The sequence below is a fragment of the Pseudomonas beijingensis genome (assembly GCF_030687295.1).
In the GTDB taxonomy this organism is placed as follows: Bacteria; Pseudomonadota; Gammaproteobacteria; order Pseudomonadales; family Pseudomonadaceae; genus Aquipseudomonas; species Aquipseudomonas beijingensis.
Genome location: NZ_CP117425.1, coordinates 5,590,005 through 5,607,397 on the forward strand (window position 1 = coordinate 5,590,005; position 17,393 = coordinate 5,607,397).

General features: G+C 62.6%; 18 protein-coding genes. 3 read left to right on the plus strand and 15 right to left on the minus strand.

Annotation, left to right across the window (positions count from 1 at the left end; all coding sequences use genetic code 11):
* Window positions 1-645: 645 nt before the first annotated feature.
* The 12 genes from lipA to PSH84_RS24895 form a co-directional block, all read right to left on the minus strand.
* Window positions 646-1,668 carry a lipoyl synthase gene (lipA, locus tag PSH84_RS24840; RefSeq protein WP_014340371.1) on the minus strand — a complete coding sequence of 341 codons (1,023 nt, stop codon included), beginning with the start codon at window positions 1,666-1,668 and terminating at the stop codon, window positions 646-648.
* Window position 1,669: 1 nt separating this feature from the next.
* Window positions 1,670-2,317, minus strand: coding sequence for a lipoyl(octanoyl) transferase LipB (lipB, locus tag PSH84_RS24845; RefSeq protein WP_003205887.1), 648 nt, complete (start codon window positions 2,315-2,317; stop codon window positions 1,670-1,672).
* Entirely contained in the window at window positions 2,317-2,589 is a 273-nt protein-coding gene (locus PSH84_RS24850) for a DUF493 domain-containing protein (protein WP_122565047.1), read from the minus strand. Before PSH84_RS24850 ends, lipB begins: the two co-directional genes overlap by 1 nt.
* An 81-nt stretch (window positions 2,590-2,670) precedes the next feature.
* Window positions 2,671-3,828, minus strand: coding sequence for a D-alanyl-D-alanine carboxypeptidase family protein (locus PSH84_RS24855; protein WP_122565046.1), 1,158 nt, complete (start codon window positions 3,826-3,828; stop codon window positions 2,671-2,673).
* Between the two features lie 166 nt (window positions 3,829-3,994).
* On the minus strand, window positions 3,995-5,020 hold the full coding sequence (locus PSH84_RS24860) for a septal ring lytic transglycosylase RlpA family protein (protein WP_122565045.1): 1,026 nt from the start codon (window positions 5,018-5,020) through the stop codon (window positions 3,995-3,997).
* Window positions 5,020-6,030 (minus strand): lytic murein transglycosylase B, encoded by a 1,011-nt coding sequence (mltB, locus tag PSH84_RS24865; RefSeq protein WP_122565044.1) that lies wholly within the window; start codon window positions 6,028-6,030, stop codon window positions 5,020-5,022. Before mltB ends, PSH84_RS24860 begins: the two co-directional genes overlap by 1 nt.
* A 17-nt stretch (window positions 6,031-6,047) precedes the next feature.
* The gene (gene rodA, locus PSH84_RS24870) at window positions 6,048-7,151 is read right to left on the minus strand and encodes a rod shape-determining protein RodA (protein ID WP_163006686.1); all 1,104 of its coding nucleotides are present in this window, start codon (window positions 7,149-7,151) and stop codon (window positions 6,048-6,050) included.
* Window positions 7,152-7,182: 31 nt separating this feature from the next.
* Window positions 7,183-9,078, minus strand: a complete 1,896-nt coding sequence (mrdA, locus tag PSH84_RS24875; protein ID WP_122565043.1) for a penicillin-binding protein 2 — start codon at window positions 9,076-9,078, stop codon at window positions 7,183-7,185.
* Between the two features lie 9 nt (window positions 9,079-9,087).
* Complete coding sequence (gene rlmH, locus PSH84_RS24880; RefSeq protein WP_047229490.1) at window positions 9,088-9,555, minus strand: 23S rRNA (pseudouridine(1915)-N(3))-methyltransferase RlmH; 468 nt, start codon at window positions 9,553-9,555, stop codon at window positions 9,088-9,090.
* A 9-nt stretch (window positions 9,556-9,564) separates the two neighbouring features.
* Complete coding sequence (gene rsfS, locus PSH84_RS24885; RefSeq protein WP_305481952.1) at window positions 9,565-10,059, minus strand: ribosome silencing factor; 495 nt, start codon at window positions 10,057-10,059, stop codon at window positions 9,565-9,567.
* 71 nt (window positions 10,060-10,130) lie between these two features.
* The gene (gene nadD, locus PSH84_RS24890) at window positions 10,131-10,850 is read right to left on the minus strand and encodes a nicotinate-nucleotide adenylyltransferase (protein WP_122565041.1); all 720 of its coding nucleotides are present in this window, start codon (window positions 10,848-10,850) and stop codon (window positions 10,131-10,133) included.
* Window positions 10,819-12,090, minus strand: coding sequence for a glutamate-5-semialdehyde dehydrogenase (locus tag PSH84_RS24895; RefSeq protein ID WP_122565040.1), 1,272 nt, complete (start codon window positions 12,088-12,090; stop codon window positions 10,819-10,821). Before PSH84_RS24895 ends, nadD begins: the two co-directional genes overlap by 32 nt.
* A 196-nt stretch (window positions 12,091-12,286) precedes the next feature.
* On the opposite strand from PSH84_RS24895, the gene PSH84_RS24900 reads away from it, so the two are divergent.
* Together PSH84_RS24900 and PSH84_RS24905 are read left to right on the plus strand one after the other, a co-directional pair.
* Window positions 12,287-12,964, plus strand: coding sequence for a DNA-3-methyladenine glycosylase (locus tag PSH84_RS24900; RefSeq protein WP_053125673.1), 678 nt, complete (start codon window positions 12,287-12,289; stop codon window positions 12,962-12,964).
* A gap of 331 nt (window positions 12,965-13,295) precedes the next feature.
* A complete protein-coding gene (locus PSH84_RS24905) occupies window positions 13,296-14,612 on the plus strand; it encodes a bifunctional DedA family/phosphatase PAP2 family protein (protein WP_122565038.1) in 1,317 nt (438 codons plus the stop codon).
* A 197-nt stretch (window positions 14,613-14,809) separates the two neighbouring features.
* On the opposite strand, the gene PSH84_RS24910 is transcribed toward PSH84_RS24905, so the two are convergent.
* From PSH84_RS24910 to PSH84_RS24920, 3 genes are read right to left on the minus strand one after another with little or no spacing between them, the layout of a single operon-like run.
* Window positions 14,810-15,400, minus strand: coding sequence for an LON peptidase substrate-binding domain-containing protein (locus tag PSH84_RS24910; protein ID WP_122565037.1), 591 nt, complete (start codon window positions 15,398-15,400; stop codon window positions 14,810-14,812).
* A 10-nt stretch (window positions 15,401-15,410) separates the two neighbouring features.
* Window positions 15,411-16,127 (minus strand): LrgB family protein, encoded by a 717-nt coding sequence (locus PSH84_RS24915; protein WP_092444060.1) that lies wholly within the window; start codon window positions 16,125-16,127, stop codon window positions 15,411-15,413.
* Window positions 16,124-16,489, minus strand: coding sequence for a CidA/LrgA family protein (locus PSH84_RS24920; RefSeq protein ID WP_053125681.1), 366 nt, complete (start codon window positions 16,487-16,489; stop codon window positions 16,124-16,126). The genes PSH84_RS24915 and PSH84_RS24920 overlap by 4 nt, the downstream gene beginning before the upstream one ends.
* Before the next feature lie 349 nt (window positions 16,490-16,838).
* On the opposite strand from PSH84_RS24920, the gene PSH84_RS24925 reads away from it, so the two are divergent.
* Window positions 16,839-17,294 (plus strand): MaoC family dehydratase, encoded by a 456-nt coding sequence (locus PSH84_RS24925; protein WP_122565036.1) that lies wholly within the window; start codon window positions 16,839-16,841, stop codon window positions 17,292-17,294.
* Window positions 17,295-17,393 lie beyond the last annotated feature (99 nt).

Here is a 17,393-nt window from a genome sequence, read left to right on the forward strand (position 1 = left end):
CCCACAGGGGGTGTGCGGGTGCCCACAACCTTTGCACACAATACAAAAACCTGTGGGAGCGAGCTTGCTCGCGATGAGGTCGACACATCCAACATCACTGCAGACTGACCCACCGCCTTCGCGAGCAAGCCCGCTCCCACAGGGGGTGTGCGGGTGCCCACAACCTTTGCACACAATACAAAAACCTGTGGGAGCGAGCTTGCTCGCGATGAGGTCGACACATCCAACATCACTGCAGACTGACCCACCGCCTTCGCGAGCAAGCCCGCTCCCACAGGAGAAATGCGGTCCCACCAAGAACCAGGTCGGCTATCAGGCCGCCTCGCGGTGGACGTTGATCTCGGGCGCCCCATTAACCACGATGGCTGAACGAAGGTATTGCGCAGTGGGCAACCCGGCATGGATGCCGGGTTAGCCGCGCTGGGCCATGGATGGCCCTTCGCGGCGGCCCACGGAGCAATGCCTTCGTTCAGGCATGCCGAGCCTAGGCGAGGCACCGAGTGGTGGGGCAGAAGCGTTTTGGTTACTTTTGACTGGGCCGGCTTCCGGGCTTCTCAAAAGTGACCCGCTGTAAGAGCGGAACCATCAGTAGCCGTTACCGAAGAAACGGATATACACACCACCCCAAAAACAAACGCTAAAAAATCAGGACCCGAGCAACTCAGCCTTGACCAACTTAGCCTGCTCATCCGCATGATACGAAGACCGCACCAACGGCCCCGAAGCCACGTTCTTGAACCCCATCTTGTACCCTTCCTCAGCAAACCAGGCAAAGGTATCCGGATGCACAAAACGCTGCACCGGCAGGTGACTACGCGAAGGCTGCAAGTACTGCCCCAAGGTCAGCATATCGATGTCATGCTCACGCATCCGCTTCATCACCTCGATAACTTCCTCATCAGTCTCACCCAGGCCCAGCATCAAGCCAGACTTGGTCGGAATGTGCGGCATCATCTGCTTGAAGCGCTGCAGCAAGGTCAACGACCACTGGTAATCCGACCCCGGGCGCGCGGCCTTGTACAGGCGCGGCACGGTTTCCAGGTTGTGGTTGAACACATCCGGCGGCTCGGCGGCGGTGATTTCCAGGGCGATGTCCATGCGGCCACGGTAATCGGGCACCAGGGTTTCCAACTGTACGTTCGGCGACAGCTTGCGGATCTCGCGGATGCAGTCGGCAAAGTGCTGGGCACCGCCGTCACGCAGGTCGTCGCGGTCCACCGAGGTGATGACTACGTACTTGAGCTTCAGGTCGGCAATGGCGATGGCCAGGCTTTCCGGTTCGTTGGTGTCCAAGGGCTTCGGACGGCCGTGGCCGACGTCACAGAACGGGCAGCGACGGGTGCAGATGTCACCCATGATCATGAACGTGGCGGTGCCGCCGGAGAAGCACTCGCCCAGGTTCGGGCAGGAGGCCTCTTCGCAGACGCTGTGCAGCTTGTGCTTGCGCAACAGCGCCTTGATGCGATCGACTTCCGGGGAAACCGGGATGCGCACGCGGATCCAGTCGGGTTTCTTCGGCAGCTCGGTGGTGGGGATGATCTTGACCGGGATGCGTGCAACCTTCTCGGCGCCGCGCAGCTTGACGCCGGCCTCTACCTTGGCACGCGGGGCCGGACGCTCGGTGACGTCCAGCGTCGGGATCATGGTTTGCACTGCATCAGTAGTCATATCAGTCGATTCCGCCCGTGAGGGTCGTCTGCTCAGCATAGTCGAGGTGTTTGACGAGCTGCGCGCGCAGCCGGGCACTTACCTCGGCAAATTCAATCGATCCTGCGTGTTCGCTCAACTGGGTCATCGCCAGTCCTGCGTAGCCACAGGGATTAATCCGTCGGAATGGCGCCAGGTCCATGTCCACGTTCAACGCCAGGCCATGAAACGAACAGCCGTGGCGGATCCGCAAACCCAGGGAGGCAATTTTCGCCCCATCGACGTAGACACCCGGCGCATCCGGCTTGGCCGCCGCCGTCACACCGTAGCTGGCCAGCAGCTCGATCAGGCACGTCTCCATGCGGGTGACCAGCTCGCGCACGCCAAACCCCAGCTTGCGCACATCCAACAACAGATAGGCGACCAGTTGGCCAGGGCCATGGTAGGTCACCTGCCCGCCCCGGTCGACCTTCACCACCGGGATATCCCCCGGCAGCAACAGGTGCTCGGCCTTGCCGGCCTGGCCCTGGGTGAACACCGGCGGATGTTCCACCAGCCAGACTTCATCGTCGGCGGTGGTGCCGCGTTCGTTCGTGAAGCGTTGCATGGCATGCCAGACCGGCTCGTAAGCCATCGTGCCCAGCTCGCGAAAGCCCAGCGTGCCCGGCATCACAACACCATGTGCACGAAACCGGTCGCTCGCAGCTCGCTGTTGATGTCGTAGAGCTGTTCCTGACCGGTGGCAATGATGTGCAACTGGATCGTCGTGTACTTGCCGTTGGTACTCTGGCGCTCGGCCAGGGTCTTGTGGTCAACGGTGGCATGTTTTTCAAGGATCGCGATGATCTTGTCCTTGAAACCTACGCCAGTGTCGCCGATTACCTTGATGGGGTAATCCGCGCAGGGAAATTCGATTTTTGGCGCCTTTACTTCGTCTGTCATGGCGTAACGGCCTCGTAAGCCGTGGTAACGCACATGGCCCCGCTCCGGATGGGAACGAGGCCATGCAGGTCAACACATCAATCAGTTGAACAAGCCGTAGAAGAATAGACGGATGCTATCCCAGATGCGGCGGAAGATACCACCTTCCTCGACCGCGTCCAGAGCGATCAGGTCAGCGCTGTGCACCACTTTGTCGTCCAGTTTGACTTCGACTTTACCGATCACGTCGCCCTTGGCGATGGGAGCGGTCAGTTGCGGGTTCATGGTCATGCTCGCAGCAAGCTTCTTGAGCTGGCCTTTGGGCAGGGTCATGGTCAGGTCCTGGGCCAGGCCGGCCTTGACCTGGTTGGTCGAGCCTTTCCAGACCTGGGCCTGGGCCAATTCGGTGCCCTTCTGGTAGAAGGTCTGGGTTTCGAAGAAACGGAAGCCGTAGGTCAACAGCTTCTGGGTCTCGGCGGCCCGGGCCACTTCGCTGTTGGTGCCGAAGACGACGGCGATCAGGCGCATGCCATCACGCACCGCCGAAGACACCATGCAATAACCAGCCTCTTCGGTGTGACCGGTCTTCAGGCCATCGACAGTCTTGTCGCGCCACAGCAGCAGGTTGCGGTTAGGCTGCTTGATGCCGTTCCAGAAGAATTCCTTCTGGGAGTAGATGGCGTAGTGCGCCGGGTCTTCATGGATGATTGCCCGGGCCAGGATCGCCATGTCGTGAGCCGACGAATAGTGCTCAGGGTTCGGCAGGCCGGTGGGGTTCATGAAGTGGCTGTTGGTCATGCCCAGGTCGGCCACGGTTTTGTTCATCATGTCGGCGAACGCATCTTCGCTGCCGGCGATGTGCTCGGCCAGGGCGACGCTCGCGTCGTTACCGGACTGGATGATGATGCCGTGCAGCAGGTCGCTGACGGTCACTTGCGAACCGACCTTGATGAACATCCGCGAACCGCCGGTGCGCCAGGCGTTTTCGCTGACGGTCACCGGATCGTTTTCACCGATCTGGCCGCGACGGATTTCCAGGGTGGCGATGTAGGCGGTCATCAGCTTGGTCAGGCTGGCCGGTGGCAGGCGCTGGTCACCGTTGTTCTCTACCAGCACCTCGCCGCTGCTGGCATCCATGAGCACAAAGGATTTGGCGGCCAATTGAGGGGGCGCCGGCATCATCTCGACCGCGAACGCGGCCGGTGAGAGAAGCAGCGGGACTAGCAGGCAAAGGCGTTTGGCAAAGGTGGTGATGTTCATCCGTCTCTCGAAATCGCTAATGGGACTGCCCGAAGGCAGAACTAAACAGGCAGCTTTCTAACGAGCTGCCGCGTATTTAAGTTGCTCACTCACACCCTTGCCGGGCTTTTATTATTCATGGAGCCAACAACCTGACCCGCTCCAACCGCAAGCGGGCCTCATTCAATCACTCAGCGGTGACCAGGCTCGGCGAGCCGAGATTGGCCAGGCGCACGCTGTTCTGCACCTGCTGGACTTCACCCGGAGAACCGATCGGCCCCAGGCGCACCCGATGCAGTGTCTGCTGGTTGCGCACGATCGAGCTGATGAACACCGGGGCGCTCACCATCGAGCTGAGTTTGGACCTCAGCAGCTCGGCAGCGTCCGGGTTGGCGAACGCGCCCACTTGCAGAAACTGGCCAGACGCTGTTGCAGAAGCGTTTTTTTTTGCATCGATCTGTACCGGCAGCACGGCCGCGGCGTGTTGCTGCGGCGGTGGCGTCCATTGCTCGACCGTGCCGGTGGACGCCGTCACGGTGGGCGCGGCATTTTGCGCCACTTTCGGCTCGTTGAGCATCAAAGGCGCCGGACGGCCACGTTGGGCCCACCATTCCTGCGGGTCGATGCCCTCGACCTTGACCCGGGCGGTGCCCGTTTCAGCGTAACCGAGTTTTTTCGCCGCCGCATACGACAGGTCGATGATGCGGTCGGAATAGAACGGTCCACGGTCATTGACCCGCAGGATCACGCTCTTGTTGTTGTCCAGGTTGGTCACCCGCACATAGCTGGGCAGCGGCAAGGTCTTGTGGGCCGCGCTCATGCCATACAGGTCATACACTTCGCCGTTGGCGGTGTTCTGGCCATGGAACTTGGTGCCGTACCAGGACGCCGTGCCAGAGGCCACGTAGCGCTTGGAGTCGGCCATCGGGAAATAGGTCTTGCCCAGCACCGTGTACGGGTTGGCCTTGTAGGGGCCGGTGTGCAGGGTCGGCGTGGCGTCGGGAATACGCGAGACATCCACGTCCCACCACGGCGCGCCGTCCTTGTGGGCCCGGTTGATGTCCAGGCCCGGCGTCGCACGCACGGCGGTGGTGTTTTTCTGGACCGGCGCACGGCTGGTCGAACAACTGACGACCAGCAGCGACAGCGCAGCCAACGCCACGAGTTTGAGGGGTTTAGCCTTCAGGGGTAGATGGGTAGGCAATGCCCGCATTATTTGACGCCCCGTGCTTTGACCAGCTCTTCAGACAGTTGATATACGGCCATGGCGTACATCACGCTGCGGTTATAACGCGTAATCGCGTAGAAATTCTTCAGGCCCATCCAGTATTCGGGGCCTTGTTCGCCTTCCAGGCGCATCGCGGTGACCGGCATGTCGTCACGCAGCGCATCATGACTCGACCAGCCCAACGCCCGCAACTCCCCGACGGTTTTCGTCGGCTCGATGCCCTCGGTCAGGCCCTCGTCCACTTGCTCGCCACGCACGTCGGCACGGCTGACCACCGGCTGGCCGGTTTCCCAGCCGTGACGCTTGAAATAGCTGGCGACACTGCCGATGGCATCGGTCGGGTTGGTCCAGATATTGATGTGGCCATCACCATCGAAGTCCACCGCATAGGCGCGAAAACTGCTCGGCATGAATTGCGGCAGGCCCATGGCCCCGGCGTAGGAACCCTTGAGGGTCAGCGGATCGACCTGCTCTTCGCGGGCCAGCAGCAGAAACTCGCGCAGCTCCTTGCGGAAGAACTCGGCACGCGGCGGGTAATCGAAGCCCAAGGTCGACAGTGCGTCGATCACCCGGAAATTCCCGGTATTGCGGCCAAAGAAGGTCTCGACGCCAATGATCGACACAATGAACTGGGCCGGCACGCCGTATTCCTGCTCGGCACGGGTCAGTGCCGCCTCGTGCTGGCGCCAGAAGTCCACGCCCCGGGCGATACGCGCCTCGGTGATGAACATCGGCCGGTACTCGCTCCACTGCTTGACCCGCTCGGCAGGCCGGGAGATCGCATCGAGGATCGACTGCTTGCGCTCGGCCTCGCGAAACACCCCCATCAGTTGCTCACCGGCAAAACCGTAGTCGCGGGTCATCTCACCGACGAATTCGGCCACCTGTGGCGAGCCTTCGTATTCACCGGCCCAGGCCTGCGACGCACTGCCGAGGAAGCCGACCAGGCCGATCCACGGCGCATATCGCGTCGACCAGCCACGCATTGCTTGCATTGAACTCTTCACCTTATTCAAACCTGCGCGATCCACTTGCGATGCGTATGAATCGACATCAAAACCCCAAACGCTGACAGTAGTGTCACCAGCGAAGTTCCTCCGTAGCTAATGAAAGGCAACGGCACCCCCACGACCGGCAACAGGCCACTGACCATACCGATGTTGACGAAAACGTAAACAAAAAACGTCATGGTCAGGCTGCCCGCGAGCAATTTGCCGAACAGCGTCTGGGCCTGGGCAGTGATCACCAGCCCCCGGCCGATCAGCAATAAATAGATCAGCAGCAGCACGCAGATGCCTACCAGGCCGAACTCCTCGCCCAATACGGCGATGATGAAGTCGGTGTGGCTTTCCGGCAAAAAGTCCAGGTGCGACTGGGTGCCCATCAGCCACCCCTTGCCGAACACGCCGCCGGAGCCGATGGCGGCCTTGGACTGGATAATGTTCCAGCCGGTGCCCAGCGGATCGCTCTCCGGGTCGAGGAAGGTCAGCACCCGCTGCTTCTGGTAGTCGTGCATCACGAAGTACCACATGGCCACCGACACCGGCACGGCGGCGGCGATCACGCTGAGGATCCAGCGCCAGCGCAGCCCCCCCATGAACAGCACGAACGCGCCGCCGGCCAGGATCAGCAGCGAGGTGCCGAGGTCCGGCTGGCGGACGATCAGGATGAACGGGATGCCGATCAGCAACAGGCTGATGCACACATGCTTGAGCTGCGGCGGCAAGGAGCGCTTGGCCAGGTACCAGGCGATGGTCGCCGGCATGATGATCTTGAGGAACTCCGAAGGCTGGAAGCGGATCACCCCGGGGATGTTGATCCAGCGGGTGGCGCCCATGGCGTTGTGGCCCATGATGTCCACCACCACCAACAAGCAGACCCCTACCACATAGGCCAGTGGCACCCAGCGCGCCATGAACCGCGGTTCGAGCTGGGCGATGACGATCATCGACACCAGGCCGATGCCGAACGAGGTGGCTTGCTTGGCCAGCAGGTCCCAGCTCTTGCCGCTGGCCGAATACAGCACGAACAGACTGCCCGCGGCCAGGGTCAGCAGCAGGATCAGCAACGGGCCATCGATGTGCATGCGCTGCAACAAGGTGGCGCGACGGCGCATCACGTCTTCGCTGGAGAGGATCCGGTCGAAATTATTCTTCACGGGCCGTAGCCTCCGCAGTGATGGGGCTTGCGTATTCGGGCTTGAGCTGGCCGTGCTCATCCAGCAGCCAGGCGTCCATGATCTGGCGCACCACCGGCGCGGCGACGCCGGACCCCGACTCGCCGTTCTCGACCATCACCGCCACGACGATCTTCGGGTCGTCGGCCGGCGCGAAGCCGACGAACAAGGCGTGGTCGCGGTGGCGCTCCTGGACCTTGGTGCGGTCGTACTTCTCGCCCTGCTTGATGGCGACGACCTGGGCCGTACCGCTCTTGCCGGCAATGCGGTATTGCGCGCCGATGGCCGCCTTGCGGGCGGTGCCGCGAGCGCCGTGCATCACCTGCTGCATGCCGATGTTGACCTTCTGCCAGTCCGACGGGTTGCGCAGGATGATGTCCGGCATCGGGTCCGGGTCCACTGGCTTCTGGCCTTCGATGGTCTTGGCCAGGTGCGGGCGATACCACTTGCCCTTGCTCGCCACCAGCGCCGTGGCCTGGGCCAATTGCAAGGGCGTTGCCTGCATGTAGCCCTGGCCGATCCCCAGGATCAGGGTTTCGCCGGGGAACCAGGCCTGGCGCCGGGTCGCCCGCTTCCACTCACGGGATGGCATCAGGCCGGGCGATTCTTCGAACATGTCCAGGGAAACTTTCTGACCAAGGCCAAACTTGTTCATGTAGGACGACAGACGATCGATCCCCAGCTTATGGGCCAGGTCATAGAAGTAGGTGTCGTTGGAACGCATGATCGCCGTTTCCAGATCCACATAACCGTCGCCGGTGCGGTTCCAGTTGCGGTACTTGTGGTCGTAGTTCGGCAGTTGGTAATAACCCGGGTCGTAGACCCGGGTCGACGCGGTGACCACGCCAGCATCCAGCCCGGCAATCGCCACGGCCGGCTTGATGGTCGAACCCGGCGGATAGAGGCCGCGCAACACGCGGTTGAACAGCGGTCGGTCGATGGAATCGCGCAGCTCGGCGTAGGCCTTGAAGCTGATGCCGGTGACGAACAGGTTCGGGTCGAAACTCGGCTGGCTGACCATCGCCAGCACCTCGCCGGTGTTCGGGTCCAGTGCCACCACCGCGCCACGCCGCCCGCCCAGCGCTGCTTCGGCGGCCTCTTGCAGCTTGATGTCCAGGCTCAGGACGATGTCCTTGCCAGGGATCGGATCGGTGCGCTTGAGCACCCGCAATACGCGGCCGCGGGCGTTGGTCTCGACTTCCTCGTAACCCACCTGGCCATGCAGCTCGGGCTCGTAGAAGCGCTCGATACCGGTCTTGCCGATATGGTGGGTGCCGCTGTAATTGACCGGATCGAGGGTCTTGAGCTCTTTCTCGTTGATCCGTCCCATGTAGCCGACCGAGTGGGCAAAGTGTGGCCCCTGGGGATAATGCCGCACCAACTGCGCCACCACCTCGACGCCGGGCAGGCGGAACTGGTTCACGGCGATCAGGGCGATCTGCTCTTCGGTCAGCTCGAACAAAATCGGCACCGGCTCGAACGGCCGTCGCCCCTGGCGCATGCGCTTCTCGAAGATCGCCCGGTCGTCGGGCGTCAGTTGCAGCACTTCGACGATCACGTCGAGCACCTGCTGCCAGTCGCCGGACCGCTCGCGGGTCATGCTCAGGCTGAAGCTGGGCCGGTTATCCGCCACCACCACGCCATTGCGGTCGAAGATCAGCCCGCGGGTCGGCGGAATCGGTTGCACATGCACCCGGTTGTTTTCCGATAGGGTCGAGTGGTACTCGTACTGGATCACCTGGAGGAAATACAAACGCGCAATCAGCACGCCGATCAGCACCACCACCGTAATAGCGCCGAACACGACGCGGCCCCGTACCAGACGGGCGTCTTTTTCGTGGTCCTTGATACGGATCGGCTGGGGCATGGGGCAGGATTACTTGTGGTAAGGGTGCCCGGACAGGACTGTCCAGGCACGATACAACTGTTCGCCGATCAGGATCCGCACCAGCGGGTGCGGCAACGTCAACGGCGACAACGACCAGCGCTGATCGGCCCGGGCACAGACTTCCGGCGCCAGCCCTTCCGGGCCACCGACCATGAAGTTGACCGTGCGCGCGTCCAGCCGCCAGCGATCGAGCTCCACCGCCAGTTGCTCGGTGCTCCAGGGCTTGCCGTGGACTTCGAGGGTGACGATGCGCTCGTTCGGCCCGACCTTGGCCAACATGGCTTCGCCTTCCTGGCGGATGAAACGCGCCACGTCGGCGTTCTTGCCACGGGTGTTGAGCGGAATTTCCACCAGTTCCAGGGCCAGCTCGGACGGAAGACGCTTGGCATATTCATGCCAGCCTTCTTCCACCCACTTGGGCATGCGAGAACCGACGGCGATCAGGCGCAGTCGCACAGCGGTCCCTTATTGCTGGTCTTTGTTGAGCTTGGTGAAGTGCTCATGGGGGTTTTCCGGGCTGTGGTGCGCGGCGCTGGCCGAACGGCTTTGCTCGGCACCGGCCCACAGGCGTTCCAGGTCGTAGAACTGGCGCGCCGAGGCGGTCATCATGTGCACGATGACATCGTCCATGTCCAACAGTACCCAGTCGCTGTCGCCCTTGCCTTCTTCACCCAGCGGCTTGACGCCCTGGGCCTTGACCGCTTCGCGGACCTTGTCCAGCATCGCGCCGATCTGGCGGTTGGAGGTACCGGTGGCGATGATCATGTAGTCGGTGATGCTCTGCTTGTCACGAACGTCGAGCACCTGGATGTCCTGGGCCTTGACGTCTTCCAGGGCCGCCACGGCCACCTTGACCAGCTCTTCGCCGTCCAGCGTCACGCCGGTGTGGGCTTCTACGGGCAGCGGGGCGCTCTTGAACGTGCCCTTGCGCTTTACTTTGTTTACGTCTTTGTCAGTCATATAAAACTCGTTTTGCTCGTATGTTCGGGCGCTTCGCTACACGCATTCACGTGCCTTGAAGCGCGCCTCTTTCAGTTCGACGCACGGTAAAGCCCGTGCGCATCGATGTAGGCCAGGACCGCGTCGGGCACCAGGAAACGTACCGACTTACCGCTGGCCAGCAGTTGACGGATCTGGGTGGCGGATACCGCGAGCGGCGTCTGCCAGACGAATGCAATCTGTCCGCTCGGCCCTTTCAGGGCCAGCGGGTCGCTCACCGAGCGGGCCGCCAGCAGGTTGCGCAAGGCATCCGGCGGCTCGCTGTCGGCATCCGGGCGTTGCAACACCAGGATGTGGCAATGCTGGAGCAACTCTTCCCAGCGATGCCAAGTGGGCAGGCCGCAAAATGCGTCCCAGCCCAAAAGCAGAAAAACCTGGGCATCAACGGCCAGTTCGGCACGCATCAGCTCCAGGGTATCAATGGTGTAGGACGGCTTGTCCCGCTGCAATTCGCGGGCGTCCACCACCAGTGGTGCCACACCGGCCACCGCGCACTCGACCATCGCCAGGCGGTCCTGCGCCGACACCTGCGGCATGTCCCGGTGAGGCGGCCGGGCGCTGGGCGTCAGGCGTAGCTCATCGAGGGCCAGGGCGTCGGCAACTTCCAGCGCACCGCGCAGATGGCCGATGTGCACCGGGTCGAACGTGCCGCCCAGGATACCGATGCGCCGGGGCGGGATTGTCGTCGTCACAGCGGCCGGCGATTCGAGGTCGCCCAAGTCAGACCGGCTCCTGTCCGCGCAACTGGCCATCACCGACCACGATGTACTTCTCGCAGGTCAGGCCTTCCAGACCGACCGGGCCGCGGGCGTGCAGCTTATCAGTAGAAATGCCGATCTCGGCACCCAATCCGTATTCAAAGCCATCGGCGAAGCAGGTCGGGGTGTTGATCATCACCGATGCCGAGTCGACTTCGGCCACGAACCGCCGGGTTTCGCCCTGGTGTTCACTGACGATGGAATCGGTGTGGTGCGAGCCGTGGCGGTTGATGTGGTCGATGGCCTGGTCCAGCCCGTCGACCACACGGATCGACAAAATCGGCGCCAGGTATTCGGTGTCCCAGTCTTCTGCCGTGGCCGCGACGGCCTCGATGATCGCCCGGGTACGCTCGCAACCACGCAGCTCGACGCCTTTTTCGCGGAACTGGGCGGCCATCGAGGGCAAAAAATCCTGGGCAACGGCCTGGTCCACCAGCAGGGTTTCCATCGCGCCGCAGATACCGTAGCGGTAGGTCTTGGCGTTGAAAGCGATGCGCTGGGCCTTTGGCAATTCGGCGTGGGCACTGACGTAGACGTGGCAGATGCCGTCCAGGTGCTTGATCACCGGCACGCGGGCGTCACGGCTGACCCGTTCGATCAAGCCCTTGCCGCCACGGGGCACGATGACATCGACGTACTCGGGCATGGTGATCAGGGCGCCGACCGCGGCGCGGTCGGTGGTTTCCACCACTTGCACCACGGCCGCCGGCAGATCGGCCTCGGCCAGGCCGCGCTGGATGCAGGCGGCAATGGCGCGGTTGGAATGGATGGCCTCGGAGCCGCCACGCAGGATGGTCGCGTTACCCGACTTCAGGCACAGGCTCGCGGCGTCGATGGTCACGTTCGGCCGCGACTCGTAGATGATCCCGACCACGCCCAGGGGCACGCGCATCTTGCCGACCTGGATGCCCGACGGACGGTAGCTCATGTCGCGGATCGCCCCGACCGGGTCCGGCAGGGCCGCGACCTGGCGCAGACCGACGATCATGCCGTCGATGCGTGCCGGGGTCAGCGCCAGACGCTCGAGCATGGCCGGCTCCAGACCATTGGCCCGGCCAGCGGCCAGGTCCAGCTCGTTGGCGGCGGACAACTCGGCGCGCGCGGCGTCCAGCGCATTGGCGGCGGCCTGCAGGGCGCGGTTTTTCTGCGCGGTGCTGGCCCGGCCGATGATGCGCGACGCTTCGCGAGCGGCGCGACCCAGGCGGGTCATGTAGTCAAGAACGGACTCAGTCATGGTCTGTGTGGTCTTGGCGATGGGGAAAGCGGCAGATTATAGCTGTCGTAACCCTCGACTAACAGCATGGACTCGCAGTGGTGACCGGCGGAGAAGCAAAACAGGCGTAAACAGCCGGTTGAAGCAGGTGTTCAGCGGTGATTAAGCTTTGCATTGCTATCATCGCACTTCCTTTGGCCTCACTTCGTCTATCGCCATGACCGATTTGCCATCGCCCAACGCCCTGCCCCACGCCTTTTTCGACCGCGACGCCCAGGTGCTTGCCAAAGACCTGCTGGGCAAAGTCATCCGCCACAAGGTCGGCGACCTGTGGCTCAGCGCGCGGATCATCGAGACCGAGGCGTATTACTTCGCGGAAAAGGGCAGCCACGCCTCCCTGGGCTACACGGAAAAACGTAAGGCTTTATTTCTGGATGGCGGGCACATCTATATGTACTACGCCCGGGGCGGCGATTCGCTGAACTTCAGCGCCCAGGGCCCCGGCAATGCGGTGCTGATCAAATCGGCGTACCCGTGGGTCGATGCCCTGTCCGGGCCGGCGAGCCTGGCGCAGATGTTATTGAACAACCCCGACGCCCAAGGCCGACCGCGTACACCGCAAAAACTCTGTGCCGGCCAGACCCTGTTATGCAAAGCTTTGGGGCTGAAAGTGCCGGACTGGGACGCCAAGCGCTTCGACCCCGAGCGCTTGCTGGTGGAAGACGTGGGCGTGCCAACGGTCAATGCGATCCAGACCACTCGCCTGGGCATTCCCCTGGGACGGGACGAGCACCTGCCCTACCGTTTTGTCGATGCGGCCTATGCCCCGTGGTGTACCCGTAATCCGTTGCGGCGGGGGCAGGTCGAAGGGCGTGATTACTTTTTGCTTTCCTGATGAAACACCGCATCCCCCTTGTGGGAGCGAGCTTGCTCGCGAATGCGGCGTGTCAGTTGATATTGATGTACCTGACACACAGCATTCGCGAGCAAGCCCGCTCCCACAATGGATCTTCAGTGGATGCGAACTTTTGTTACACCCTGAATTACCTGTGGGGAGCTTGCTCGCGATGGCGTCGGGTCAGCAGAATGGGGGCTGACTGACACACAGCTATCGCGAGCAAGCTCGCTCCCACAGTTGATGTTCAGTGGCCACAGGTTTTGTGTTCACAACAGAAACCCACAGGGGATTCGGTGCATGCCCATCACTATTCAATGGAGTTGTTCTTATGGGCCCATGGCTCGATAGCATCACCGGTTGGTTGACCGTCAACCCGCAATGGCTGGCGGTGGCGGTGTTCATCGTCGCCTGCGTGGAATGCCTGGCCATCGCCGGTCTGATCGTGCCGGGCACGGTGCTGCTGTTTGCGATTGCGGTGCTGGCCGGCAGCGGCGCATTGTCCTTGGGCGAGACGCTGCTGCTGGGCCTGCTCGGGGGTTTGCTGGGGGACCTGGTGTCGTACTTCCTCGGCCGGCATTTCCACCAGAACATCCGGCGCCTGCCGGGGCTGCGGCATCACCCGGAATGGATGAGCGCCGCGGAAAGCTATTTCCAGCGCTACGGCATCGCCAGCCTGCTGGTGGGCCGTTTCATCGGCCCGCTACGGCCGATGTTGCCGATGGTGGCCGGGATGTGCGACATGCCGTTCCCGCGCTTCGCCGCCGTCAGCGTGTTGGCCGCGTCGGGCTGGACCGTGGCCTACCTGTTGCCGGGCTGGGCCACCGGGGCGGCGTTTCGCCTGCCGCTGCCCGAAGGTTTCTGGCCCCAGGCCGGCGTGGTCATCGGCAGTATCGCGGTGATGATCGGGCTGAGCGTCAACAGCACCCTGCGGCGCCATCGTCATGCCACAGCACTGATCGCCGGCATCGGCCTGGTGATCCTGATCGGCCTGTTCATCGGCTTTCGCTACCTGACGGCGTTCGACCAAGGCTTGATGGCCCTGGTCCAAGAGCATCGCGGCCCGACGCTGGATGAAATCGCCGTGACCTTTACGCTGATCGGCGAATTCCGCTACATGTTGATTGTGTGCAGCCTGGTGACCGGGTTGCTGCTGTTGGCACGGCAATGGCGCCAGGCAATCTTCGCCGGGGGCACGATGCTGTTCACCGCCCTGGCCAATACCGGCTGCAAACACTTCTTTGCCCGTGTGCGCCCGGAAATCCTCACCGACCCGCTGACCAGCTACAGCATGCCCAGCGGCCATTCCTCCGGGGCATTCGCGCTGTTCCTGACCCTCGCTGTCCTGGCCGGCCGCGGTCAACCGCCACGCCTGCGCCTGACCTGGCTGCTGCTGGGCTGCCTGCCGGCACTGGCCATTGCCCTGTCGCGGGTCTACCTGGGCGCGCACTGGCCCAGCGACATCGTCGCCGGGGCGATGCTCGCCGCCAGCATCTGTGCGGCCGCCCTGTGGTTGAGCCAGCGCCAGACCCCGCTGCCGGCCATGCCGCCGAAAGTCTGGTGGCTGGTCCTGCCGGCGCTGGTGGCGGTGTTCAGCTTCTTCGCCCTGCGGCATTTGCCCCATGCGATGTTGCGGTATGCCTATTAGGCAATCGCGAGCAAGCTCGCTCCCACAGGAGATTTGTGGCGCACGCCAATCCCGCAGCCAACCCAATACCACTGTGGGAGCGAGCTTGCTCGCGATGACGGCTGCACAGTCGACATTGATGCAAGCTGACCCACCGCTATCGCGAGCAAGCTCGCTCCCACAGGGGGGGCGGTGTTGTTCGGTGGATATGAGGGGTGTCAGGCGAAGAGCTCACCTTGCAACTCATCGAGCAACGCCTGGATCGCATCCAGGCGCTGTTGCGGGTCGTCGAGTTGCAGCAGGTCGATCTTGTCCAGCTCATTGAACGGCAGCAGGTAAGCCAGTTGATTGGCCAGCGATTGCTGGCCGGTCGCTTCGGTGCCCATGTTCAGAGCCTCGACCATCGGGTGCTCGGCCAGGGCCTTGAGCAGCGCCACCAGGTCGGCGTCTTCATCCTGCAGCGGTTGCTCCGGCTCTTCTTCCAGCCACTCGACCTCGGCGACCGTCAGTTGATCGGCCTGGACGCTGCTGTCATGGACGATAAAGCGCCGCCCACCCTGCACGCGAATGCCCAGCAGACCATTGTCCTGCTGGGAAAAATCGGTAATGCGCGCTTCACAGCCGACCCGCGCGTAGCCTTCAGGCGCGATGCCGACTTCCTCGCCATCGAGGATGCACACCACCCCGAAGCCTTCGCCCTTTTTCATGCAGCGCCCGATCATGTCGAGGTAGCGCGCCTCGAAAATCTGCAAGTCGAGGATGCAACCGGGGAACAGCACGGTGTTCAACGGGAAAAGCGGCAAGCTCATAACCAGATCCTTAAACGGTCATCGACACCACCAACGGCAATAGCACTGCCGTGGCCACGCCCATTAGACTCATCGCCAGCGCCGCAAAGGCACCCGACTCTTCGCTTTCCTGCAACGCCACCGACGTGCCCACCGCATGGGCCGCCAGCCCCAGGGCCATGCCCCGGGCCTCAGGGCTATGGACACCCAACCGGGTCAGAATGCTCGGGCCGAGGATCGCCCCAAGCACACCGGTGATCAACACGAACACCGCCGCCATGGCCGCCACGCCGCCGATCTGCTCGGCCACCAGCATGGCGATCGGCGAAGTCACGGACTTGGGCGCCATGGTCATCAGGATCATGTGCTCGGCCCCAAAAGCCCAGCCCAGCAACACTGCGGAGCCCGTGGCAAACACCCCGGCTATCACCAGCGTAGTAAAAATCGGCCAGAACAACTGCCGGATCCGTCGCAGGTTCAAATACAGCGGCACCGCCAGGGCGACCGTGGCCGGACCCAGCAGAATGCTGAGGATCTCGGTGCTCTTGCGGTACTCGGCATAGCCGATGCCGCAGCCGACCAGCACGCCGATCAACAGCACCATCGACATCAGCACCGGTTGCAGGAACACCCAGCGGGTCTTCTCGAATGCCGCCAGCACCAGTTGATAGGCGCCCAAGGTAATGCCGATGCCGAACAGCGGATGGTGGATCACCGAGGTCCAAGCGCCCTGCCAGTCGAGCATCATTGGCTGTCCTCCGGGGCGGCGACGTGACGGCGGGCCAGGCGCTGCATCAACACCCCCGTCAGCGCCACGGACAGCACCAGCGACAAGGTCAACGCGCCAACGATGGCCCAGAAATCGGCGGCAATCGCCCCGGCATAAACCATCACCCCCACCGCAGGCGGCACCAGCAGCAAAGGCAAGTAACGCAGCAGGCTGCCGGCGGCCAGGTTCAGCGGCTCGCTGACTTCGCCGCGCACCACCAGATAGCCCAGCAGCAACAGCAGGCCAATGATCGGCCCTGGCAGCACCGGCAAAAACAAATGATTGATCGCAGTGCCCAGCAATTGAAACAGCACCAGCCAGGTCAGGCCCCGTAGCAACATCCGCTCTCTCCCCCAGCAACAGACCCAATGAACGCGCCAATTCGATTCACGGCGTGATTGTGTGGCGAGGGAGCTCGCTCCCGCTTGAGTGCGAAGCGCTCATAAAATGGGGCCGCTGCGCAGCCCAGCGGGAGCAAGCTCCCTCGCCACGAAATCAAACGCACACGTTAAGTGAACGCAATTGCAAAGAATGCGCCGGCATTATAAGCATGCCCGCGCTATGGTTCGGCATTCGTAAAAAGCATGGTCGATGACCTGCTCGGCGCGTCATGTTGATCTACAGTGGTTCTCCGGGGCCGCCAATCCCCGTTCCAGAAAAAGTAAAACGATGAACCCAAGGAGAGTCTCAATGCCCTACGTCCCCGTTGCAGCGCTCAAAGATTATGTCGGCAAGGAACTTGGACGTTCCGAATGGCTTACCATCGATCAGGAGCGCATCAACCTGTTCGCCGAAGCCACTGGCGACTTTCAGTTCATCCACGTCGATCCGGTCAAGGCCGCGCAGACCCCGTTCGGCAGCACCATCGCCCACGGTTTCCTGTCGCTGTCGCTGATGCCCAAGCTGATGGAAGACATCCTGATCCTGCCCGAGGGCGTGAAGATGGTCGTCAACTACGGGCTGGACAGCGTGCGCTTCATCCAACCGGTGAAAGTCGACTCCAAGGTCCGGCTCAAGGTCGACCTGGTGGACGCCACCGAGAAAAAACCCGGCCAATGGCTGCTCAAGGCCACCGCCACCCTGGAAATCGAAGGCTCGGAAAAACCGGCCTACATCGCCGAGCCGCTGTCGCTCTGCTTCGTGTAAACCTGCGCAAATGCGAAACCGTCCAGGCAGTTTCGCATCGCTTTTCTATGTCTAGGGGGCATAGCTGCGGCATACTCGTGGCCTGATGACCTGGATCCC